Source organism: Streptomyces sp. NPDC015171 (genome assembly GCF_043079545.1).
Taxonomy (GTDB): Bacteria; Actinomycetota; Actinomycetes; order Streptomycetales; family Streptomycetaceae; genus Streptomyces.
The window spans coordinates 253365-276617 of record NZ_JBIBUO010000010.1 but is presented as its reverse complement, the minus strand read 5'-3'; the positions used below and the strand labels follow the sequence as shown (position 1 = coordinate 276617).

17 protein-coding genes and 1 tRNA gene are annotated in these 23253 nt (G+C 71.2%); 5 read left to right on the top strand and 13 right to left on the bottom strand.

Annotated features, from left to right (window positions below; all coding sequences use genetic code 11):
* Nucleotides 1-86 precede the first annotated feature (86 nt).
* Together ACF073_RS26870 and ACF073_RS26865 are read right to left on the bottom strand one after the other, a co-directional pair.
* A complete protein-coding gene (locus tag ACF073_RS26870; RefSeq protein ID WP_392073940.1) occupies nucleotides 87-302 on the bottom strand; it encodes a ferredoxin in 216 nt (71 codons plus the stop codon).
* Nucleotides 303-379: 77 nt separating this feature from the next.
* The gene (locus ACF073_RS26865; RefSeq protein WP_392073939.1) at nucleotides 380-853 is read right to left on the bottom strand and encodes a hypothetical protein; all 474 of its coding nucleotides are present in this window, start codon (nucleotides 851-853) and stop codon (nucleotides 380-382) included.
* Between the two features lie 222 nt (nucleotides 854-1075).
* Between ACF073_RS26865 and ACF073_RS26860 the strand changes: the two genes are divergently transcribed.
* Together ACF073_RS26860 and ACF073_RS26855 are read left to right on the top strand one after the other, a co-directional pair.
* Complete coding sequence (locus ACF073_RS26860; protein ID WP_392073938.1) at nucleotides 1076-1567, top strand: hypothetical protein; 492 nt, start codon at nucleotides 1076-1078, stop codon at nucleotides 1565-1567.
* Between the two features lie 489 nt (nucleotides 1568-2056).
* Nucleotides 2057-6244: a hypothetical protein gene (locus ACF073_RS26855; protein ID WP_392073937.1), complete on the top strand. Its 4188-nt coding sequence runs from the start codon at nucleotides 2057-2059 to the stop codon at nucleotides 6242-6244.
* A gap of 148 nt (nucleotides 6245-6392) precedes the next feature.
* Here ACF073_RS26855 and ACF073_RS26850 read toward each other — a convergent pair whose 3' ends face one another.
* From ACF073_RS26850 to dnaA, 11 genes are all read right to left on the bottom strand, one after another.
* On the bottom strand, nucleotides 6393-7544 hold the full coding sequence (locus ACF073_RS26850) for a glutathione-independent formaldehyde dehydrogenase (protein ID WP_392073936.1): 1152 nt from the start codon (nucleotides 7542-7544) through the stop codon (nucleotides 6393-6395).
* Nucleotides 7545-7810: 266 nt separating this feature from the next.
* Complete coding sequence (locus ACF073_RS26845) at nucleotides 7811-8611, bottom strand: maleylpyruvate isomerase family mycothiol-dependent enzyme (RefSeq protein ID WP_392073935.1); 801 nt, start codon at nucleotides 8609-8611, stop codon at nucleotides 7811-7813.
* A gap of 152 nt (nucleotides 8612-8763) precedes the next feature.
* A tRNA-Ile gene (locus ACF073_RS26840) sits at nucleotides 8764-8840 on the bottom strand.
* A gap of 111 nt (nucleotides 8841-8951) precedes the next feature.
* Complete coding sequence (locus ACF073_RS26835) at nucleotides 8952-9686, bottom strand: DUF3566 domain-containing protein (protein ID WP_392073934.1); 735 nt, start codon at nucleotides 9684-9686, stop codon at nucleotides 8952-8954.
* Between the two features lie 18 nt (nucleotides 9687-9704).
* Nucleotides 9705-12302 (bottom strand): DNA gyrase subunit A, encoded by a 2598-nt coding sequence (gyrA, locus tag ACF073_RS26830; RefSeq protein ID WP_392073933.1) that lies wholly within the window; start codon nucleotides 12300-12302, stop codon nucleotides 9705-9707.
* A 42-nt stretch (nucleotides 12303-12344) separates the two neighbouring features.
* On the bottom strand, nucleotides 12345-14426 hold the full coding sequence (gene gyrB, locus ACF073_RS26825; protein WP_392073932.1) for a DNA topoisomerase (ATP-hydrolyzing) subunit B: 2082 nt from the start codon (nucleotides 14424-14426) through the stop codon (nucleotides 12345-12347).
* A 373-nt stretch (nucleotides 14427-14799) separates the two neighbouring features.
* Nucleotides 14800-15366: a DUF721 domain-containing protein gene (locus tag ACF073_RS26820; RefSeq protein WP_392073931.1), complete on the bottom strand. Its 567-nt coding sequence runs from the start codon at nucleotides 15364-15366 to the stop codon at nucleotides 14800-14802.
* Nucleotides 15363-16484: a DNA replication/repair protein RecF gene (gene recF, locus ACF073_RS26815; protein ID WP_392073930.1), complete on the bottom strand. Its 1122-nt coding sequence runs from the start codon at nucleotides 16482-16484 to the stop codon at nucleotides 15363-15365. Before recF ends, ACF073_RS26820 begins: the two co-directional genes overlap by 4 nt.
* 52 nt (nucleotides 16485-16536) lie before the next feature.
* Entirely contained in the window at nucleotides 16537-17412 is an 876-nt protein-coding gene (gene gnd / locus ACF073_RS26810) for a phosphogluconate dehydrogenase (NAD(+)-dependent, decarboxylating) (RefSeq protein WP_392073929.1), read from the bottom strand.
* 238 nt (nucleotides 17413-17650) lie between these two features.
* Nucleotides 17651-18781 carry a DNA polymerase III subunit beta gene (dnaN, locus tag ACF073_RS26805; protein ID WP_392073928.1) on the bottom strand — a complete coding sequence of 377 codons (1131 nt, stop codon included), beginning with the start codon at nucleotides 18779-18781 and terminating at the stop codon, nucleotides 17651-17653.
* A 1179-nt stretch (nucleotides 18782-19960) separates the two neighbouring features.
* Nucleotides 19961-21961, bottom strand: coding sequence for a chromosomal replication initiator protein DnaA (gene dnaA / locus ACF073_RS26800; RefSeq protein WP_392073927.1), 2001 nt, complete (start codon nucleotides 21959-21961; stop codon nucleotides 19961-19963).
* Between the two features lie 396 nt (nucleotides 21962-22357).
* On the opposite strand from dnaA, the gene rpmH reads away from it, so the two are divergent.
* From rpmH to yidD, 3 genes are read left to right on the top strand one after another with little or no spacing between them, the layout of a single operon-like run.
* Entirely contained in the window at nucleotides 22358-22495 is a 138-nt protein-coding gene (gene rpmH, locus ACF073_RS26795; RefSeq protein WP_006348049.1) for a 50S ribosomal protein L34, read from the top strand.
* 21 nt (nucleotides 22496-22516) lie between these two features.
* Complete coding sequence (gene rnpA, locus ACF073_RS26790; protein WP_392073926.1) at nucleotides 22517-22888, top strand: ribonuclease P protein component; 372 nt, start codon at nucleotides 22517-22519, stop codon at nucleotides 22886-22888.
* Nucleotides 22885-23250: a membrane protein insertion efficiency factor YidD gene (yidD, locus tag ACF073_RS26785; RefSeq protein WP_392073925.1), complete on the top strand. Its 366-nt coding sequence runs from the start codon at nucleotides 22885-22887 to the stop codon at nucleotides 23248-23250. Before rnpA ends, yidD begins: the two co-directional genes overlap by 4 nt.
* Nucleotides 23251-23253 lie beyond the last annotated feature (3 nt).

The following is a 23253-nucleotide window of genomic DNA, read 5'->3' as shown; positions in this document are numbered from 1 at the left end:
TACGGCCGGGGGTCTCGCGCTTTTCCGGCGGCGCCGCCCTCGTACGGCGGCGCCGCCGCCCCCTCTGCTCAAGCGGGTCGCCCCCTCTACTCCAGCGGGTCCCGCTCCGCCAGGACGATCGCCTGCGAGGGACACTTCTCGGCCGCCTCCCGTATCGCCTCGCGGACCCCCGGCTCCCCGGCGGCCTCCGCGCCGCCGGGGCGTACGACGCCGTAGCCGTCCTCGAACGCGAACACGTCCGGCGCCCGGTGCGCGCACTCGGCCGAGCCGTAGCACAGGGAGCGGTCGACGGAGACCTTCATACGTCCTCCAGCCGTCAGCGGTGACCTCCAGGGCGACCCTGCCCCGCCGGCCCCCCGGCGAACCGGCCCCGGGACCGCTACCGCCTGGAGCCCGCCGCCGAGAGCCAGTGCGCCACGCGGCGCACCGTGGGCTCGTCGAGCCGGTCGGCGAGGGCGCGGACCGCCTCGCCGTCCTCGGGACCCAGGTCGTACAGGCCCGCTTTGCCCAGACCGGCCAGCAGCACCTGGTGCCGGCGGTCCGTCATGCGCTCCGTGAGCCGGGCCGGCTCCGCGGCGCCGGGCGCGGCCCGCTCCGCGGCGGGCTCGGCGGACGGGGCCGACCCGCCGTCGAAGAGGTGCCAGTCGCCGCCCTCGGGCCCCCAGAGCGCGACCGTCCCCTCGCCCCCGCGCGCCCGGACGGTCCGGGTCATGTCCCCGACGGCGTACAGCACCGGGTCCCGGTGCGGGGACTCGGCGGCCACGGTCCAGGTGTCCCGGGCGGGGTCGTGGAACATCGCTACCCAGCGCGGATCACCGGGCGGTCGCGGGCTCCGGGGACGCTGCTTCTCCATCGCACTCACCCCTTCGGGAACGGCTGCCGGCCAGGGCGACCGTAGCTGACGACCCGTCAGATTTCCAGGGCGGCGGCGCGGTTCCGGCCCGGGCGGCAGCGCCGTTCCGTCCGGAGAAGCCCCTCTGCTTCTGGTCTCTTCGCGCCCGGCGTGGCACCCTGCCCGCGCCCGGCGCCGAACGGCGGGGCACGCGGTGTCGTCCCGCGAGAGGGAGGCCGGAGGATGAGCGGACGGGAATCGGCGGCGGCCGGAGCGGACCCGCGGGCGAAGGAGCTGCGCCTGCTGCACGGCGCCCGCGCCCGCAGCGCCCACGACCGCGCGGTCGCCGCGTGCCGGCACGCCGGCGTCGGCCAGGACGCGGCCGCGACCGTACCGAAGGACCCCGCGGGCCGCGCCGCCAACGCGCTGCGGCTGTCGGCCCGGTCGCTCACCGCGCTGGCCGGGAGCGCCCCGGACCCCGCGGCGGACGCCCGCTGCGCCCGCAACGCCGCGGCCACCGCGGCCCTGGCCGCGCAACTGGCCGCGACCCGGGACGAGAGCCCGGCCGCGGCGGCGGCTCTGCGCGCGGCGCTCACGGCGTCCCGGACCGCCGCGGCGGCGGCCGGCGGCGGCGCGCAGGGACGGGACGCGGCCCTGAACGCCGCGGCCGAGGAGGCCGAGGCGCGCGCCGTCGGCTCGGCCCGCGCGGCGGGCTGGTTCGACCGGGGCTTCTGATTTCCGAGGCTTCCGGAGGCTTCTGATTCCCGAGGCGTCCGGAGGCTTCCGTTTCCCGAGGCGTCCGGAGGCTTCCGTTTCCCGAGGCTTCTGAATTCTGGATTCCCGCCCGCCCGGCACCGGTCCCTCCCCTCGTGGGGACCGGTGCCGAACGGTGCGGGGCCGTCGACCCGCGTCGTGTCGGCGCAGCGGCGCGGGTCGAAGTAGAGGTCCGGATTCCGGCTGCGCGCGGGCTCACTGGCCGGGCGCGACAGAGGCCGGCGACTTTGACCGAGAACGTTCGGCGCCCTGGGCTGTCGCTCCGAGCGCTGAGCCGGTGGCCTGTCCGGACGGGTAGGTGATGGATCCGCTGACGGGTTCGGATCCTGCCATCTGTCGCCCTCGGCGAGGAGGTTCCGGTCTCCGGACCTCCCCTTATCCGCAGGTCAGGCGTATAGGGTGAGTTTTCCGGTCCGGACGTCCGCAGCGGGGGAAGTAAGGGGTGGAACCTTGAGTTCCGACTCAGGGGCACGCACAGCCTTCGCCGAGCGCCTCGCACTGCTGTACAAGGAGGCTGGAAATCCTCCCCTGAAGAGCGTCGCCGAGGCGGTCGTACGACTGCAGCGGGTGGACGAGCGCGGCCGGCCCGTGCGCGTCTCCGCGCAGCGGATCAGCGACTGGCGCCGGGCCAGGAACGTACCGGCGCAGTTCGCCGCCCTCGCCGCGGTCCTGCAGATCCTGATACCGGAGGCCCGGCGGCTGCGCCCCGCACCGGTCTCCACCGGGCTGTACGACCTCGCGCACTGGCAGCGGCTGTGGGAGCTGGCGCTGGCCGGCCCGGCCGCCGACCGGCCCGCCCCGCCCGAGGAGGAGAGCCGGCGGCCGCCCGCCCCGGCTCCGCCCGTCGCCGGCGGTGTGTGCCCCTACCGGGGGCTCGCCCCGTACCGGCACGAGGACGCGCGGTGGTTCTTCGGCCGCGAGCGGAGCACCAAGACCCTCGTCGGCCAGCTCAGCGCGGCCGAGCACGCGGGCGGCCTGATCATGCTGGTCGGCGCCTCCGGGGCCGGAAAGTCCTCCTTGCTGAACGCCGGACTGGTCCCCGCGATCCGCGCCGGCGCCCTGAGCACGGAGACGGCGGCCCCGGCCGACCCGGCGCAGGCCCGGCAGACGCCCGTCGCCCACCAGCCCCCGCAGCCCCCGCACACCCCGCAGCCCCCGCGACCGGCCCCGGCCGCCGACCCCGCCGACCCCGCCGATCCGGCCGCACCCGCACCCGCACCCACGCGCGCGCCCGCCACCGACCCCGTCCTCCAACTCGTCCCGGGTGCCGATCCGCTCGGTGAGCTGGTCCGCCGGATCCCGGAGCTGGCCGGGGTGGCCGCAGACGCGCGCGAGGCCGAACGGGAGGCATCGAAGAACCCGGCGCTGCCGGGCTGCGACGCCCCGCACCTCACCCGGGCCGTGCGCGAGGCGGTCGCGGCCTGGGCGGCCCGGGTCACGGTCCCGGGCACCCGGCCGGTGATCATCGTGGACCAGTTCGAGGAGGCGTTCACCCTCTGCGCCGCCGAAGCGGACCGGCGTACCTTCATCCAGCTCCTGCACGCCGCCAGCACCCCGCCCGCCGGCTCCTACGGGCCCGCCCCCGTCCAGGTCGTCCTCGGCATCCGCGCCGACTTCTACCAGCAGTGCCTCGGCTACCCGGAGCTGGCCGACGCCCTCCAGCACCGGCACATGGTGCTCGGCCCGCTGACCAGCGCCGAGCTGCGCGAGGCGGTGACCGGGCCGGCCAAGGCCGTGGGCCTCGAACTGGAGCCGGGGCTCGCCGAACTGATCGTGCGCGAGGTGAGCGCCGACGGACCGCGCGGCGCGCACGACGCGGGCGTGCTCCCCCTGCTGTCACACGCCCTGCTGGCCACCTGGCAGCGGCGGAAGGCCGGACGGCTGACCCTGGCCGGCTACCGCGCGGCCGGCGGCATCCAGGGCGCGGTGGCGGCGACCGCCGAACGCGCCTGGTCCGGCCTCGACCCGGCGGCCCGCACCGCCGCCCGGCTGCTGCTGCTGCGCCTGGTCAGGCTCGGCGAGGACACCCAGGCCACCCGCCGGCGCGGCACCCGGCGGCAGCTGGCCGAGGAGTCGACGGACCCGAACAAGACGCAGGAGTCGCTGGAGGCCCTGGTCCGGGCCCGCCTCGTGACGCTCGACGCGGACACCGTGGAGATCACCCACGAGGCGCTGCTGCACGCCTGGCCGCGGCTGCGGCACTGGATCGACGAGGGCCGGGGCGACCATCTGGTGCGCCAGCGGCTCGAGGAGGACAGCCGGGCCTGGGAGAGCACGGACCGGGACAGCTCGCTGCTGTACCGGGGGACCCGGCTGGAGAAGACGCGCAACTGGGCGCAGGAACTCGACGGCACCCAGCTGACCCGCAGCGCGGTGGAGTTCCTCGCCGCCTCGGACCGGCTGCGCAAGCGCACGGTGTGGCTGAGCCGGACCGCGGTGGCGCTGCTGGTCGTGCTGGCCGTCCTCGCCGCCGGCTCCGCGGTGATCGCCTGGAAGCAGCGCGACGACGCCGTGTTCGCGCAGGTGCTCGCCGAGGCCGACCGGGTCCAGCACTCGGATCCGTCCCTCGCCGCCCAGCTCGACCTGGTCGCGCACCGGCTGCGCCCCGACGACGAGGGCACCTACAGCCGCCTGATCTCGATCGTGAACACCCCGCTGGCCACCTCGCTGTCCGGCCACACCGGTGCCCTCTACCTCACCTCGTTCAGCCCCGACGGCAAGACCCTGGCCACGGCCAGCTACGACCGCACGGTACGGCTGTGGAACGTGTCCGACCCGCACCGCCCGACCCCGCTCGGCAAGCCGCTCACCGGTCACGGCAGCTGGGTGAGCAGCGCCGTCTTCAGTCCGGACGGGCGCGTCCTGGCCGACGCCGGGGACGACGGAACGGTCCGGCTCTGGGACGTCGGCGACCCCGCGCACGCCGTCCCGATCGGCAAACCGCTCACCGGCCACCAGGGCACGATCTACCTGGTCGCCTTCAGCCCCGACGGCAAGACGCTGGCCACGGCCGGCGAGGACCGCACGGTACGGCTGTGGGACGTGTCCGACCCGCGCCGGCCCGCCGAGCTGTCCACCCTGCGCGGGCACACCGCGGCGGTGCGCAGCGTGGCGTTCGGTCCGGACGGTCGGACCCTGGCGACAGCCGGCGACGACACCACGATCCGGCTGTGGGACCTGTCAGCGAGGCGCCGGCCCGAGCCGGTCAGGACACTGCGCGGGCACACGGACCTGGTGCACTCGGTGGCCTTCAGCCCCGACGGGCGCACCCTGGCCAGCGGCAGCGCGGACGACACCATCCGGCTCTGGGACGTCAGCGACCCGCGCCGGGCGGCCCTGATCGGCTCGCCGCTGACCGGCCACACCGGGCCGGTCTGGTCGGTGGCGTTCAGCCCGGACGGTGGCCGGCTGGCCGCCGCGAGCGCGGACAGCACGGCCAGCCTGTGGAACGTCAGCGACCCGCGGTCCCCGTCCCAGGTCGGCGAGCCGCTCACGGGCAGCAGCGGGGAGATGTACGCGCTGGGCTTCAGCCCGGACGGCCGTACCCTCGCCACCGGCAGCGGGGACGGCAAGATGCGCCTGTGGTCGGTGCCGACCTCGGACCTGATCGGCCGGACCGGGGCGTTCCGCCCGGACGGCCGGGTGCTGGCCACGGGCGCCCGGGACGGCAGGCTGCGGCTGTGGAACGTGGCGCGGCCGGACCGGCCGGTCGCGCTCGGCAAGCCGTTCATGCCCGCCGACGGCGACGAGCACTCGCTCGTCTTCTCCCCCGACGGCGGCACCCTCGCCGTGCTCACCGGCGTACGCAAGGTGTACCTGTGGAACGTCAGCGACCCCGCCCACCCGGTACCGGCCGGCCCGCCGCTGTCCCTGGGGACCCGTTTCATGGGCCCCGACGCGCTGGCCTACAGCCCGGACGGCCGCATCCTGGCCACCGCCAACGACGACCGCACCATCCGGCTCTGGGACGTCAGCGACCCCGCGCACGCCGCCCCGATCGGCAAACCGCTCGCCGGCCACCGGGGCTACATCAACGCCCTCGTCTTCAGCCCGGACGGCAAGACGCTGGCCAGCGGCAGCGCGGACAGCACGATCCGGCTGTGGGACGTCGCCGACCCCGCGCACACGGCTCCGCTCGGCGGGGCGCTCACCGAGCACTCCGGCCCCGTCAACACGCTCGCCTACAGCGCCGACGGGAACACCCTGGCCAGCGGCAGCGACGACGACACGGTCCGGCTGTGGAACGTCACCCGCCCGGCGGCGGCGAGCGCGCTGGGCGATCCGCTCACCGGTCACAGCGAGGCGGTCACCTCACTGACGTTCAGCGCCGGGGGGCGCACCCTGGCCAGCGGGGGCAACGACAACACGGTCCGGCTGTGGAACGTCACCGACCCGGACCGGGCGACCCCGATCGGCCAGTCGATGAGCCCCAACGCCAAGACCGGCAACTTCCTCGCCTTCAGCCCCAACAGCCAGGTACTCGGCGTCTCCAGCGGCGCGGACACGCTGCGCCTGTGGAGCCTGGACGCCGACGCCGCGATCCGGCACATCTGCGCGGTCACCCGGGGCGTCCTGACCCCGCAGCGCTGGCACGAGTACCTGCCCCGCCTCTCCTACGACCCTCCGTGTGGTCGATGATCGGCCAACCTGCCTGACATCTCGCCGACTTGCCCCCACGGAACCGGCAACCTTGTTACCCTTGGCCATAGCCCGATCGCTGGTGCATCCCCCGTCGCCAGCGGTCGGGTTCTGACGTTCGGCCCCGCTGTGGGCCCCGCTGCCCGCGTCAGGCGGCGAGGGCGTGACCCGGATGCAGGACCACCTTGGTGTATCCCTCGATCCGCTTGTCGAACTTCTCGTAGGCCGCCGGCGCGTCCTCCAGCGGCAGCTCGTGCGAGACCACGAAGCTGGGCCTGGCCCGCCCGGCGATGATCATGTCGCGCAGCTGGCGGTTGTACCGCTTCACGTTGCACTGGCCGGTGCCCATCTGCTGGCCCTTCTCGAACATCCGGCCGATGGAGACCAGCAGCTGGCCGTGCTTGGCGTGCTCGTCGGGACCGCCCGGGTCCGAGGGCACGTACAGCCCCGGCACACCGAGCATGCCGGTCGGCCGGACCGTCTCGACCAGCTCGTTGAGGACGATCGCGGGCTCCTCGTGGCTCGCGTCGTGCGCCTGGGCCTGGTACCCGACGGCGTCCACTCCCTTGTCGGTGCCCTCTCCGTCCGTCTGCTCCTTGATCTGCGCGGCCGGGTCGCCCTTGGTGAAGTCGATGGGGATCGCCCCGATCTCCTCCGCCTTGGCCAGCCGCTCGGGCACCCGGTCCACCGAGAACACCTTGGCGGCCCCGCGCAACAGCGCGGAGTAGGCGGCCATCAGGCCCACGGGTCCGGCGCCGTAGACGGCCACGCTCTCGCCGGGCGAGACCTGGGCCAGCTCACAGCCGTGGTACCCGGTCGGGAAGATGTCGGCGAGCAGCACGAAGTCGGTCTCGAACTCCTCGCCCGGCGGCAGCTTCAGGCAGTTGAAGTCGGCGAACGGCACCCGCAGCAGCTCGGCCTGGCCGCCCTCGTACGGGCCCATGGCCACATAGCCGTAGGCACCGCCCGCGAAGCCCGGGTTCACCGTCAGGCAGAACGCGGTCTTTCCGGCGAGGCAGTTCTTGCAGAACCCGCAGGCGACGTTGAACGGCATGACGACCCGGTCGCCCACCGACAAGGACGTCACACCGTCGCCGGTCTCCTCGATCACACCGAGGTTCTCGTGCCCGAAGACGATGCCCGCCTCGGCCGCCGTGCGGCCCTCGTACATATGCAGGTCGGACCCGCATATCGCGGTCGACGTGACCCGTACCAGCACATCGTTCGGGTGCTGGATGCGCGGATCGTCGACGTCCCGCACCATCACGCTGAACGGCTTCTCATACACGACGGCTTTCACCTCAGCCACCTCCGCATCGAGCGCTGGATGACGGCGGCGAGAGCGGCCGCGGCCGGGAGAACGCACAGGGAATGTGCTCGCCTCACCGCCGCTACTTCAAGAGAACGCCCGCCGCCGACCGATGTCAAAGGGCCTTTGGTCCCCTGCCCCTCGGCGACAGCGAAGGGCACGACAGGTGCCATCTGAGCCCTCCACAGCACTGGGTGTCAGCCGCCGCATGCGGCCTAGCCGAGGCTTGCTTCGACGCTCTCCCGCAGCCGCCCGGCCTACTCCTCCGGCTCCCACGCGCGGAGGAGGTCGAACAGACCCGCGTCTCCCTCGATCCGCACGGAGTTGGCCGGGATGCGGTCGTACACGAAGAGGACCAGCTCGCTGGCGGTGCCGCGAACGGAGACGCCGGCCGGGTCCGGGCCCTCGCCGGCAGCGGCGGCGGGCGTCGTGCCGGGCGCGGGGATACGGGTGGAGCGTGCGCCGTCGCCGTCGACCGTCAGGCGCCAGGAGCGGCCCTCGGTGGCGTGGAAGTCGAAGGCGATGGGCTTGTGCGGCCAGGCACCCGTCGTTGCGACGCAGGTGAACAGGAACTCCTCGACACCGTCGAGTGCCACCTCGACCGGCAGCGGCTCCGGGGCACCCACCGTGACCTGGGCGTCGTAGGTGTGCACCGCCATCTGCTGGAGCTGGTGCCGGGCGACGGCACCACAGGTCGGCGGCGACTGCGACGCACCCCACCACGTCCAGCAACCGCGATCCGGGCCGGCCTCCCGCAGCGCGTCCAGCAGCTCCTGCGTCGACGCGGCCAACCAGGCCGACTGCGCCTCACGCTCCCGAGGCGCGGCCGGGGCGCCCTCCGGGACGGACTTGGCCGGAGCGGCAGGACCTGCGGCGACGGTCGCGGCCCAGGCGCGGCGCCCCTCGCCGATGTGCTCCACCAGATCGAACAGCGTCCACTCCGGGCAGGTCGGCACCTGCACGTCGAGGCTGGGCGCGGAGGCTACCGCGGCGCGGAAGGCGGTCGACCGTTCGTCGATCAGTCGCAGCAGAACGGGGAACGCGAGTGTCGTCGTCACAGGGACTCCCTATCACCGCGTTCAGACAATCGGACAGTGATTTTCACAGCCGAGGCGGCGAGCGCGCGGCACCGGCCGGGCGGGCCCGAACGGTTGCTGTCAACCGGGGATGACAAAAGACCCCCGGTCCTGTGGACCGGGGGTCTTCTCGCTGGTGGGGCTAACAGGATTTGAACCTGTGGCCTCATCCTTATCAGGGATGCGCTCTAACCAACTGAGCTATAGCCCCGCCCGCGCTGTGCGGTGTATGTCCCGCGCGCTGACTCCTGAAGATTAGCGCACGACCACGTCAGTCCCAAAATCGGTTGTCGGGGCACCATCGGGCCGGTGACCGCCGAGGTCACTCGTCCTCGGCCAGGGTCAGCTCGATGCCGCCCACGAAGCCCGCGGAGAGGTTGTAGATGAACGCGCCGAGCGTCGCGAGCGCCGTGGCCAGGACCACGTCGATGACCGCGATGATCGTCGTGAACATCAGCACGTGGGGGAGGGAGAGGAACGCCTGGAGGTCGAAGCCGTTGGCCTCGTTCGAGCCGGTCGCCTCCGAGATCGTGCCGCCGACCGTCGAGAACACGCCCATCGCGTTCATGACCATCCACAGCACCGCCGCCGCCACGATCGTGCAGATGCCGAGCGCGATGGAGAGCAGGAAGCTGACCTTCATCACCGACCACGGGTCGGCCTTGGCCACCCGCAGCCGCGCCTTGCGGGTGCGCGGCGCCGTCCGCGCGCCGGTCCGCGGCTTGCGCGTCGCACCGGTGGGAGCCTGCGCCGGATAGGCCTGCGGCGGGTGGTACGGCCCGCCGGCCTGCTCCGGGTGCCGCTCGCCGGGGAGCGGCGACGCCGACCGCACCTCGCCGGCCGCGCCGGGGCCTCGGGTGTCCGTCACAGTCCCCCCCTGGGATCCAGACCTACGGGAAGAGTCCTTCTCGGACCCCTTCACCGGCTTCAGGTTGGTCGTGTGCGGGTCCGTCGTACTCCCCGCACCCGAGCCGTTCGCGGCGGAGCCACGGCCGCCGCCGTCCGTCTCCGTACCCGTGGAGGTACCGGCCGATCCGGCGCCCGTGGCTCCGCTCACGATGACTCACTCCTCGTGCTACTCGGCCGAGGGCGACTCACCCTCGTCCGTGCCGGCGGTCCCGGCACCCTCGGCGGGCTCGTCCACGGCGATGTCGCCGTCGACTTCCTCCGCCTCGCGCCCGGCCTCGGCGTTACGTGCGATACCGACCACGGCATCGCGCTTGCCCAGGTTGATCAGTTGGACGCCCATGGTGTCACGGCCCGTCTCCCTGACCTCGTTGACTCGCGTACGAATCACACCGCCGGAGAGGGTGATCGCGAGGATCTCGTCGTTCTCCTCGACAATCAGCGCGCCGACGAGCGAACCGCGGTCCTCCACGATCTTGGCGGCCTTGATACCGAGGCCGCCGCGGCCCTGGACGCGGTACTCGTCGACGGCGGTCCGCTTCGCGTACCCACCGTCGGTGGCAGTGAACACGAACGTACCGGGTCGAACAACATTCATCGAGAGAAGCTCGTCGCCCTCCCGGAAACTCATCCCCTTGACGCCCGAGGTGGCGCGGCCCATGGGGCGCAGGGTGTCGTCCGAGGCGGTGAACCGGATCGACTGGGCCTTCTTGCTGACCAGCACCAGGTCGTCGTCGGCGGAGACCAGCTCGGCGCCGATCAGCTCGTCGTCCGAACCGTCCTCGCGCTCGCGCAGATTGATCGCGATCACGCCGCCGGAGCGGGGCGAATCGTAATCCTTCAGAGGCGTCTTCTTGACCAGGCCGGCCTTGGTCGCGAGGACCAGGTACGGCGCCGCCTCGTAGTCGCGGATCGCGAGGATCTCGGCGATCGCCTCGTCCGGCTGGAAGGCGAGGAGGTTCGCGACGTGCTGGCCGCGCGCGTCCCGGCCGGCGTCCGGCAGCTCGTACGCCTTCGCCCGGTACACCCGGCCCTTGTTCGTGAAGAACAGCAGCCAGTGGTGGGTGGTGGAGACGAAGAAGTGGTCGACGATGTCGTCTTCCTTCAGCTTCGTACCCCGCACGCCCTTGCCGCCGCGCTTCTGCGCCCGGTAGTCGTCCGTCTTGGTCCGCTTGACGTAGCCGCCGCGCGAGACGGTGACCACGATGTCCTCCTCGGCGATCAGGTCCTCGATGGACATGTCACCGTCGTAGGGCACCAGCATGGTCTTGCGGTCGTCGCCGTACTTCTCGACGATCGCGGCCAGCTCCTCGCTGACGATCCCGCGCTGGCGGACCGGCGAGGCGAGGATCGCGTTGTACTCGGTGATCTTCGTCTGGAGCTCGTCGTGCTCCTGGACGATCTTCTGCCGCTCCAGGGCCGCGAGGCGCCGCAGCTGCATCTCGAGGATCGCGTTGGCCTGGATCTCGTCGATCTCCAGGAGGCCCATCAGGCCCGTACGCGCGATGTCGACGGTCTCACTGCGCCGGATCAGCGCGATGACCTCGTCGATGGCGTCCAGGGCCTTCAGCAGGCCGCGCAGGATGTGCGCGCGCTCCTCGGCCTTGCGCAGCCGGAAGCGGGTCCGGCGGACGATGACCTCGATCTGGTGCGTCACCCAGTGGCGGATGAACGCGTCGAGCGAGAGCGTGCGCGGCACGCCGTCGACCAGCGCCAGCATGTTGGCGCCGAAGTTCGTCTGCAGGTCGGTGTGCTTGTACAGGTTGTTCAGCACGACCTTGGCGACCGCGTCCCGCTTGAGGACGATCACCAGGCGCTGGCCCGTACGGGACGACGTCTCGTCGCGGACGTCCGCGATGCCGCCGATCTTGCCGTCCTTCACCAGGTCGGCGATCTTCTGCGCCAGGTTGTCGGGGTTCACCTGGTACGGCAGCTCGGTGACCACCAGGCACTGGCGGTTCTGGATCTCCTCGACCTCGACCACCGCGCGCATCGTGATGGAGCCGCGACCGGTGCGGTACGCCTCCTCGATGCCCTTGCGGCCGACGACGAGCGCACCGGTCGGGAAGTCCGGGCCCTTGATCCGCTCGATGAGCGCGTCGAGCAGCTCCTCGTGCGAGGCCTCGGGGTTCTCCAGGTACCACTGGGCGCCGGCGGCGACCTCGCGCAGGTTGTGCGGCGGGATGTTGGTCGCCATACCGACCGCGATACCGGCCGAGCCGTTGATCAGCAGGTTCGGGAAGCGGGACGGCAGGACGGTCGGCTCCTGCGAGCGGCCGTCGTAGTTGTCCGTGAAGTCGACGGTCTCCTCGTCGATGTCGCGGACCATCTCCATCGACAGCGGCGCCATCTTGCACTCGGTGTAGCGCATGGCCGCCGCCGGGTCGTTGCCCGGAGAGCCGAAGTTGCCGTTGGAGTCCACCAGCGGCATCCGCATCGACCACGGCTGGGCGAGGCGCACCAGCGCGTCGTAGATCGAGGAGTCGCCGTGCGGGTGGTAGTTGCCCATGACGTCGCCGACGACACGGGCGCACTTGTAGAAGCCGCGCTCGGGGCGGTAGCCGCCGTCGTACATCGCGTAGAGCACACGGCGGTGGACGGGCTTGAGGCCGTCCCGGACGTCGGGCAGCGCACGGGACACGATGACGGACATCGCGTAGTCCAGGTACGAACGCTGCATCTCCGTCTCGAGCCCGACGGGCTCGACACGCATGACGGTCTCGCCGCCCTCGGTCTCAGGGGTGACTGGAGTGTTCTCGTCGGCCATTGCTGGTGAAGATCCTTCCTGGTGCGGTCAGCTGAGACCGACTCAGATGTCGAGGAAGCGGACGTCCTTGGCGTTGCGCTGGATGAACTGGCGACGGGCCTCGACGTCCTCGCCCATCAGGACCGAGAACAGGTCGTCGGCCTGGGCGGCGTCGTCCAGGGTGACCTGGCCGAGGACGCGGTGCTCCTGGTCCATGGTGGTCACGCGCAGTTCCTCGGCGTTCATCTCGCCCAGACCCTTGAAGCGCTGGATCGAGTCCTCCTTGACGCGCTTTCCGCGCTGGCGGCCCATCTCCAGCAGGGCGTCCCGCTCGCGGTCGGAGTACGCGTACTCGACCTCGTCCCGGCCCCACTTGATCTTGTAGAGCGGGGGACGGGACAGGAACACGTGCCCGGCCTCGACCAGCGGCCGCATGAAGCGGAACAGGAAGGTCAGCAGCAGGGTGTTGATGTGCTGGCCGTCGACGTCGGCGTCCGCCATCAGGATGATCTTGTGATAGCGGAGCTTCTCGATGTCGAAGTCCTCGTGCACACCCGTGCCGAAGGCGGAGATCAGCGCCTGGATCTCCTGGTTCTGCAGGATCTTGTCGATCCGGGCCTTCTCGACGTTGAGGATCTTGCCGCGGATCGGGAGGATCGCCTGGTACTGCGGGTTGCGGCCGGACTTGGCCGAACCGCCGGCGGAGTCACCCTCGACGATGAAGATCTCGCACTTGATGGGGTCGTTGGACTGGCAGTCCGAGAGCTTGCCCGGCAGGGACGCCGACTCCAGCAGCCCCTTGCGGCGGGTCAGGTCACGGGCCTTGCGGGCCGCCACGCGCGCGGTGGCCGCCTGGATGCCCTTGCGGACGATGTCCGCGGCCTCGACCGGGTTGCGGTCGAGCCAGTCGTTGAGGTGCTCGTAGACCGCCTTCTGCACGAAGGTCTTGGCCTCCGTGTTGCCCAGCTTGGTCTTGGTCTGGCCCTCGAACTGCGGCTCGCTCAGCTTGACCGAGATGATCGCGGTCAGACCCTCGCGGATGTCGTCACCCGTGAGGTTGTCGTCCTTCTCGCGCAGCAGCTTCTTGTCGCGCGCGTACTTGTTGATCAGGCTCGTGAGGGCCGCGCGGAAGCCCTCCTCGTGCGTACCGCCCTCGTGCGTGTGGATGATGTTCGCGAACGAGTACACGCCCTCGGTGTAGCCGCTGTTCCACTGCATCGCGACCTCGAGGGACAGGCTCTTGTCCTTGTCCTCGGCCTCCAGGTCGATGACCGTGGGGTGCACCGCCTCTCCCTTGCGGGAGTTGAGGTACTTCACGAAGTCGACGATGCCGCCTTCGTAGTGGTACGTGACGGTCTTGACCTCGTCCTTCTCGTCCGCACCCGCCTCGTCCGCCCCGGCCGTGGCCTTCGCCGACTCGCGCTCGTCAGTGAGTTTGATCGTCAAACCCTTGTTGAGGAACGCCATCTCCTGGAAGCGCCGCGACAGCGTCTCGAAGGAGTACTCGGTGGTCTCGAAGATGTCGCCGTCGGCCCAGAAGGTGACCGAGGTGCCCGTCTCGTCCGTCGCCTCGTGCTGGACCAGCGGAGCCGTCGGGACGCCCATCTTGTACTCCTGCGTCCAGCGGTGGCCGTCGGTCTTCACCTCGACCGAGACCTTGCTGGAGAGGGCGTTCACGACGGAGACACCGACACCGTGCAGACCGCCGGAGACGGCGTAGCCGCCGCCGCCGAACTTGCCGCCCGCGTGCAGCACGGTCAGCACGACCTCCAGGGCCGGCTTGCCCTCGGAGGGCACGATGCCGACCGGGATGCCGCGGCCGTTGTCGACGACGCGCACGCCGCCGTCGGCGAGGATCGTCACGTCGATGGTGTCCGCGTAACCGGCCAGCGCCTCGTCGACCGAGTTGTCGACGACCTCGTACACCAGGTGGTGCAGACCGCGCTCGCCCGTGGAGCCGATGTACATGCCGGGCCGCTTGCGGACCGCGTCCAGCCCTTCGAGCACGGTGATGGCGCTGGCGTCGTAGGAGGCGGAGGCCGCTGCGGGCTCCGCTGCCTCGCCGTTCACGCCGGCGTCGGTGGACGGGATGTTCTCGTTGGGGTTGCCGGAATCGGCCACGAAGCGCCCTTTCTGGCACAGCACGAGCCGGGCTCGGCGGCAGGTTGCCGGAGCGGCTGCGGCATGTTGCGTTGGTAAGCCTTGATCAGCGTTGCTCAGCTTTTCCCGGGCGGTCCCCACATTGGGGCGGGATTGGCTTCCAGTCTACCGGTAGCGCTGACATCGATGGGGGTTTGCCGGTACCTGAGTCCCCATGTGCCGCCCTCAACCGGTCTCCGCCGGGTCCCGATATGTGGATGGGGGCTCCGAGGGGCTCACAGCGGCACTCAGCGCTTCGGGCCGTCAACCCTTGGCTACTGGGGGGTCAGAAGGCGATCCGGAGCCGTTCCGGCGGAGATCCACACCGGTGCACGCAGGTACGACGGCACGGCCGGGCCGGGGCCCGACGTGAGGTACGTCACCCGTAGGTATCGCCGGGCCCGGTGCTCCCCGGAGCCCGCAGCGGGCCGTAGCGGCGGGGCTGGCCGCCCGGATTGAGCACCTTGATCATCCGTACGCTGCCGTGCCCGAGATCCTCGTTGAGCCGGGCCACCAGCGTCGGCGCGAGCACCCGCAGCTGGGTCGCCCAGGCCGTCGAGTCGCAGCTCACGGTCAGCACCCGCTCGTCCTCGTCGTACCGCTGCGGGACACAGTGCTTGGCCAGGTCCTCGCCGACGATCTGCGGCCAGCGGCCCATCACGCCGCCGACCGCGGCCGGCGTCTCCCAGCCGCGCTCGTTGATCAGCCGGTTGATCGCCGCGCCCAGCGCCATCGGATCGCGGCCGTCGGCGCGCGCGCCGGAGCGCAGCCCGCCGCCGCGCCGCGCCTGCTTCTTCTGCCGCGCCGCGTCCCCACGCGCGCGTGCCTGCTCCTTCGCGGCCCGCAACGCCACGCGCGCGAGGTCGACACCGGAGGGCTCCTGCTTGCCGCGGGCGCCGTCCGGGCCGCTCTTCCTGCCGTTCGGGGCGGGTTCCTCGGTGCTCATACGCGCTCCACCGTCCCACCGGTCACCTCGTAGCGCGCGCCGGCCAGCACCTCGGGCACGTCGTCGTCCACGGCGGCGGTGACCAGCACCTGCTCGCCGGGCGCGACCAGCTCGGCCAGCCGCTCGCGGCGGCGGGCGTCCAGCTCGGCGAAGACGTCGTCCAGGACCAGCACCGGCTCGTTGCCCTCGGCGCGCAGCAGGTCGTACGAGGCGAGCCGCAGGGCGAGGGCGTAGGACCAGGACTCGCCGTGCGAGGCGTATCCCTTGGCGGGCAGCTGACCGAGTTTGAGCACCAGATCGTCCCGGTGCGGGCCCACGAGGGTGACGCCCCGCTCGATCTCCTGCTTGCGCGCCTCGCCGAGGGCGTCCATCAGCTGGGCGCAGAGGTCCTCGCGCGTGTGGGCCTCGCCGGGCGCGGACGGCTTGTACTCCAGCGCGAGGGGGCCGCCGCCGGGGGCCAGCTGCTCGTACGCCTTGTCGGCCAGCGGCTGCACGGCGGCGATCAGGTCCAGCCGCTGGGCGAGCAGCTCGGCACCCGCGCGCGCGAGGTGCTGGTCCCACACGTCGAGGGTGGACAGGTCCATGGACCGTCCGCCGTGCCGGCGGGCCAGCGCGGCCGTCTTCAGCAGGGTGTTGCGCTGCTTGAGGACCCGCTCGTAGTCGGAGCGCACACCGGCCATGCGCGGCGCCCGCGCGGTGATCAGCTCGTCCAGGAACCGCCGCCGCTCCCCGGGGTCGCCCTTCACCAGCGCGAGATCCTCGGGCGCGAACAGCACGGTCCGTACGATCCCCAGCACGTCCCGGGGCCTGACCTGCGAGGACCGGTTGATGCGGGCGCGGTTGGCCTTGCCCGGGTTCAGCTCCAGCTCGATCAGCTGCTGCCGGTCGCCCTGCCGGACCTGCGCCCGGACGATCGCCCGCTCGGCGCCCATGCGCACCAGGGGCGCGTCCGAGGCGACCCGGTGGCTGCCCAGGGTCGCCAGATAGCCGACCGCCTCCACGAGATTGGTCTTGCCCTGCCCGTTGGGGCCGACGAAGGCGGTGACGCCCGGGTCGAGCGGGACCTCGGCCCGGGCGTACGAGCGGAAGTCGGCCAGCGAAAGATGCGTGACGTGCATGGTCGTTCGCCGACCTCCCCCAGGGTTGTGGATCGCTGGGCGACCCTGTGGATTACTTCTTGGCTACGGCGTGGCCGCCGAACTGGTTGCGCAGCGCGGCGATCATCTTCATCTGCGGCGAGTCCTCCTGCCGGGAGGCGAACCGCGCGAAGAGCGACGCGGTGATCGCGGGCAGCGGCACCGCGTTGTCGATGGCGGCTTCCACAGTCCAGCGTCCCTCACCGGAGTCCTGTGCATAACCGCGCAGGCCGTCCAGGTGCTCGTCGTCGTCGAGGGCGTTGACCGCGAGGTCCAGCAGCCAGGAGCGGATCACGGTGCCCTCCTGCCAGGAGCGGAAGACCTCGCGGACGTTCTCCACGGAGTCGACCTTCTCCAGCAGCTCCCAGCCCTCGGCGTAGGCCTGCATCATGGCGTACTCGATGCCGTTGTGGACCATCTTGGCGAAATGGCCCGCGCCGACCTTGCCCGCGTGCACCGCGCCGAAGTCGCCCTCCGGCTTCAGCGCGTCGAAGACCGGCTGCACCTTGGCGACGCTCTCGGCGTCTCCGCCGTACATCAGCGCGTAGCCGTTCTCCAGGCCCCAGACGCCGCCGGAGACGCCGCAGTCGACGAAGCCTATGCCCTTGGCGGCCAACTGCTCCGCGTGCTTCTCGTCGTCCGTCCAGCGGGAGTTGCCGCCGTCCACGACCACGTCGCCGGGCTCCAGCAGCTCGGCCAGCTGGTCGACGGTCGACTGGGTGGGCTCGCCGGCCGGGACCATCACCCAGACCACGCGCGGACCGCTGAGCTTGCCCACAAGCTCTTCCAGGCTGTGGACATCCGCGACGTCCGCGTTGCGGTCGTATCCGATGACGGTGTGGCCCGCGCGGCGGATCCGCTCGCGCATGTTGCCGCCCATCTTGCCGAGGCCGACGAGACCGAGCTCCATCAGTTGTGTTCCTTAGGTCGCTGTGTGGCGTGAGAGGCACCTGAGTGCCGAGCCGAGCCTAAACCCGGACGCTCGTGCACAGCTGTGGGCATAGGCGCTCACCTGCGGAGACACCGGAGCTGTGGGCGGCGGTGCGGTCCTGGCACCGTCCACGGGCCCGGCGGGCGCAAGCCCGCCGGGCGGCAGTGCCCGGTATCCACACAGGACACCCGGCGCTGTCCACACCTGTGGAGAACGATCAGCCGCTGAGCCGCACCGGCATGATCAGGTACTTGTAGGCGTCGTCCGCCTCGGCGTCCAGCGCGGGCTTGCCGCTGAGCAGCGCCGGCTTGGTGGACGTGGTGAACGACAGCTGGGCCACCGGCGAGTCGATCGCGCTCAGGCCGTCCAGCAGGAAGGTCGGGTTGAAGGCGATCGAGATGTCGTCGCCCTCCAGCTGCGCGTCGACCCTTTCCACAGCCTGTGCGTCGTCGCTGGAACCGGCCTCCAGGATCAGCACGCCCTGCTCGAAGCTCAGCCGCACCGGGGTGTTCCGCTCGGCGACCAGGGCCACACGCTTGACCGCCTCCACGAACGGCGCGGTCTCGATCACGGCGACGGAGTTGAACTCGGTCGGGAACAGCGTCCGGTACTTCGGCAGGTCGCCCTCGAGCAGGCGCGTGGTCGTACGCCGGCCGGCGCCCTCGAAACCGATCAGCCCCTCACCGGCACCGGAGCCGGACAGCGCCAGCGTGACGGTGTCACCGGCCCCCAGCGACTTCGCGGTGTCCAGCAGCGTCTTGGCCGGGACCAGGGCGACGGCGGAGGCGTCCGGGTTCTCCGGCTTCCACAGGAACTCGCGGACCGCGAAGCGGTAGCGGTCGGTGGAGGCCAGCGTGACCGTGTCGCCCTCGATCTCGATGCGCACGCCGGTCAGCACCGGCAGCGTGTCGTCACGGCCGGCGGCGATGGCCACCTGGGAGACGGCGGCGGCGAAGACCTCGCCGGGGACGGTGCCCGTCGCGTTCGGCATCTGCGGCAGCGCCGGGTACTCCTCCACAGGCAGGGTGTGGAGGGTGAACCGCGAGGAGCCGCAGACCACGGTCGCCCGTACACCGTCTGTGGAGATCTCCACCGGACGGTTGGGGAGGGCGCGGGAGATGTCGGCGAGCAGCCGGCCGGAGACGAGGACGGTGCCGTCCTCCTCGACCTCGGCGTCGACGCTGACGCGAGCGGAGACCTCGTAGTCGAAGCTCGACAGGCTCAGCTGGCCGTCCTCGGCCTTGAGCAGCAGGCCGGCGAGGACAGGCGCCGGCGGACGGGCCGGGAGGCTGCGTGCTGCCCACGCCACTGCCTCCGCGAGTACGTCGCGTTCCACCCGGATCTTCACCGTAAGCCGCCTCCTGCTGTTGCTACTGAGTCCTCCGACTCGGTGTCGCCGCCCCCTGAGACGGGGAGGACACCGGGGACCAGTCTGACGCACCGCACTGACAGTAGGTGCCCGTCGGGGTCAAATCGGTCCGGGCGGCAGCCGGGCGCGAAACGGCGAGTTGTGCACAGGCCCCGCTTCAAAGCGATTCCCGGACTCTCTCTAGTCGGGAGTAGTAGTAGGGCCTGTGGATACCGTGGATAACCACGTTTTCCCAGCTCAGCGGGTGTTTTTTGTCCACCGGGCCTGTGGGTGAAGGCGGTGGACAACCCGGGCTGTCTGTGGAGAACAGAAAGTTCTGCACACGTCGCCCACAGGCTGAGGGCAGTTCTCCCCAGCTGTGTCCCCAGGAATACCCAGGTTTCCCACACCCCAATCCGGCAGCTTCCTGTGACGCCTTTCACTCGACGCGGTGATCCGGTGCGCCGGGTTGCCGAACAGTGGACAGCCATGTGGAGAAGCTGGGGATCGCTGGGGACAACTGCCCTCAGCCTGTGGGTTGTCGGTGGACAACTTCGTGCACAGCCTGTGGATCATCAGCTTGTCCACAGGCTGTGGAGATCGTTCGTCCACGATTCCACAGGCCCTTGAGCTGGGCGGAAGCCCAGGGACCAGCTTCCCTGTGGACACAGTTCGGGACAACTCCCCAGTCCCCAGGATGTGGACGGAAGAAAGTCAGCGAATCTGTGGAGAGTGGCCGTAACCAGGCAAGTAATCGAACACCGGATGACAGGGGAGAAACGGTCCACAGCCCGGTGCGCGGCCTCCGGGACGCCCGGAACGGCCGCTGAGCGCCGCGAAACGCCCGCCGGAGGGGACTCGGGGCGGGCCGGGATGGGCTTCCGGGGGCCGGGAGCCCATCCCCCCCGGGGGGCCTTCCTGGGACCGGGAGCTGACCCCGGACCGCCCTGGGGACGCCGGCTCCCGGACGGACCTGGGGGGCGGGGGCCGCGGATTCGGACGCGTGCCTGCGGGTTGGTGCACGGGGACGCACGGGTCCCCAGCAAGCGCACGGGTCCCGGAGGAACGCACGGGTCGCACGGGTCCTGGGGGAACCCACGGGCCCCAGGGAACGCCGGAGGGCGCCCCAGGGACGGTGTGGCTCCCTGAAGCGCCCTCCGCGCCGGCCTGCGGCCGGGCTCAGCCGTTCTTGATGCGGTTGGTCAGCTCGGTGACCTGGTTGTAGATCGAGCGCCGCTCGGCCATCAGCGCACGGATCTTGCGGTCGGCGTGCATGACGGTCGTGTGGTCACGGCCGCCGAACTGCGCGCCGATCTTCGGCAGCGACAGGTCCGTCAGCTCGCGGCACAGATACATGGCGATCTGCCGCGCGGTGACCAGCGCGCGCCCGCGCGAGGTGCCGCACAGGTCCTCCACCGTGAGACCGAAGTAGTCCGCGGTGGCCCCCATGATCGCCGTGGCCGTGATCTCCGGCGCGCTGTCCTCGCCGCCCGGGATCAGATCCTTCAGGACGATCTCGGTCAGGCCCAGGTCCACCGGCTGCCGGTTGAGCGAGGCGAACGCCGTCACCCGGATCAGCGCGCCCTCCAGCTCACGGATGTTCCGCGAGATCCGGGAGGCGATGAACTCCAGCACCTCCGGCGGCGCGTTCAGCTGCTCCTGCACCGCCTTCTTCCGCAGGATCGCGATGCGCGTCTCCAGCTCGGGCGGCTGGACGTCGGTGATCAGACCCCACTCGAAACGGTTCCGCAGCCGGTCCTCCAGCGTGACGAGCTGCTTGGGCGGCCGGTCGCTGGAGAGCACGATCTGCTTGTTGGCGTTGTGGAGCGTGTTGAACGTGTGGAAGAACTCCTCCTGCGTCGACTCCTTGTCCGCGAGGAACTGGATGTCGTCGACGAGCAGGATGTCCATCTCGCGGTAGCGCTTGCGGAAGCTGTCGCCCTTGCCGTCGCGGATGGAGTTGATGAACTCGTTGGTGAACTCCTCCGAGCTGACGTACCGCACCCGGGTGCCCGGGTAGAGGCTGCGCGCGTAGTGCCCGATGGCGTGCAGCAGATGCGTCTTGCCGAGGCCCGACTCCCCGTAGATGAACAGGGGGTTGTACGCCTTCGCCGGCGCCTCGGCGACCGCGACCGCCGCCGCGTGCGCGAACCGGTTGGAGGCGCCGATGACGAACGTGTCGAACAGGTACTTCGGGTTCAGCCGCGCCGTCGGCTCACCGGGTCCGCTCGCCGGCGCCGGCTGCGCGCCCAGCGGGCCCGGACCGCCCGCCGAGGGCATCTCCGGGCGTCCGGTACCGCCGCGGTGCGCCGGCGGTTCGGGCAGCTCACGGCGGACCGGGTCGCGCTGGTCGTACTCGGTCCGGGACGGGTCGTACTCGGGACGCGCCGACTCGTAGTCCGGGCGGGACGGTTCGTAGTCCCCGCGCGGGGACTCGTAATCGCCGCGCTGCCGCTCGTACGACGAGCGCTCCCGGTCCCGCTCGCGCTCGCGCTCCTGCGGTCGGTAGTCCTGGGACGGCGAGCCGTACGAGTCCGGGCCGTAGCCGTCCTGGGACGACGGCGAGGCGTACGGGTCGCGCTCGGGGAAGCCGAGCCGCGGCTGCTGCCAGCCGTAGTCGTCCTGCGTGCCGCGCGGCCAGGCACCGGGCTCCGGGCGCTGGTACTCGGACGGGTAGGCCGGCCGGACGGTCGGAAGCTGGTCCTGGCGCGACGGCGGGCGCTGCTCCTGGCGCGAGGGCGGGTGCTTGTCCTGCCGCGAGGGCGGGAGCTGCTCGGTGCCCGGGAGCTGTTCGGCGCCGCGGTGGCGGCCGTAGCCCTCGTACGGCCCGGAGGGCAGTTCCGGCTCCTCGTAGCGTCCCGTGGGCTGCTGCGCGGGGGGTGCCGACGGCGCCGGCGGTTCGCCCGCCGAGTCGTCCACGGTGATCGCGATCCGGATGGGCCGGCCGCACTCCCGGCTCAGGGTCTCGCTGACGATCGGTGCGAGACGGCCCTCCAGCACGTTCTTCGCGAATTCGTTCGGTACGGCGAGCAGGGCGGTGTCCGCGACCAGCGCGAGCGGCTGGCAGCGCCGGATCCAGTGCTCGTCCTTGCCCTCCACACCCTGCCCGCGACCCTCCCCGAGGAGCTGCTCGAGTACTCGTGGCCACACTGCGGCAAGATCGGCAGGTACGTCAGCCACAGGGCACGCTCTCTCACAGGTCCCACGAACGTGTGGTTCGGGAACGGGTCGGGATGAAATCCGGGTTCGGTGAGCGGGGCAATCCCGCTCGGGTGGGGACAAGGGAACGAATCGGAGTCCAGCCACGGTAGTCAGCGCGGCCGGTAGGGTTCAAGTTGTTGTCCCCAGCCTGTGGACAGTGTCTCTCGGCGACCGCCGGTTTGACCGGATGGCGTAGCCCCGCGTACCGTAACCAGGTCGAGTTGTCGATGGCTGCTGCCGCCTGCCTCCGATGGGCACACATCACTACAGGTGATGGGGAAGCGGTGCACTCGGGCGTGACGCGAGCTACTCGTGGGCGCACGGTGACAGCCAGGACGGCACCCGCCACACCGATTTGATTTCTGGAGCCCCCGAGTGAGCAAGCGCACCTTCCAGCCGAACAACCGTCGTCGCGCCAAGACCCACGGCTTCCGCCTGCGGATGCGCACCCGTGCCGGCCGCGCGATTCTGGCGTCCCGCCGCAGCAAGGGTCGCGCCAGCCTGTCCGCCTGATCCCGATCAGGTCATGACATCGTGCTGCCCACCGAGAACCGGCTGAGGCGGCGCGAGGACTTCGCGACCGCGGTACGACGAGGTCGTCGGGCCGGACGCCCGACCCTCGTCGTCCACCTTCGTAGCGGTGCCACGGACCCGCACGCGCCTGGGGAGAGCGCTCCCCCGACGCGTGCGGGTTTCGTCGTGAGCAAGGCTGTGGGTGGCGCGGTCGTGCGCAACACAGTGAAGCGCAGACTGCGCCATCTGATGCGTGACCGAGTCGCCCTCTTGCCCCCCGGTAGCCTGGTAGTCGTACGAGCGCTGCCCGGAGCGGGCGACGCAGACCATGCACAGCTGGCCCGAGACCTGGACGCCGCCATCGAGCGGCTACTGGGAGGGGGCGCGCGATGAAGTACCCGCTGCTGGCTCTGATCAAGCTGTACCAGTGGACGATCAGTCCACTACTGGGGCCGGTGTGCAAGTACTACCCGTCGTGCTCCCATTACGGCTACACGGCCATCGACCGGCATGGTGCGATCAAGGGAACGGCACTGACCGCCTGGCGCATCCTCCGGTGCAATCCGTGGTCGCTGGGCGGTGTGGACCATGTCCCGCCGCGCAAGCGTCCGCGGTGGCACGAAATGCTGCGCAACGCTTGGCGCGCACGCAGGGGCGGGCCCTCCGCCGCCGAACCGGCCACCGAAGCGAAGCCTGTCGCAGGGCCTCCTTCGAGCCCGGCCGCAGAGACCTCGTCCCATGCCCAAGGAGCATGATTA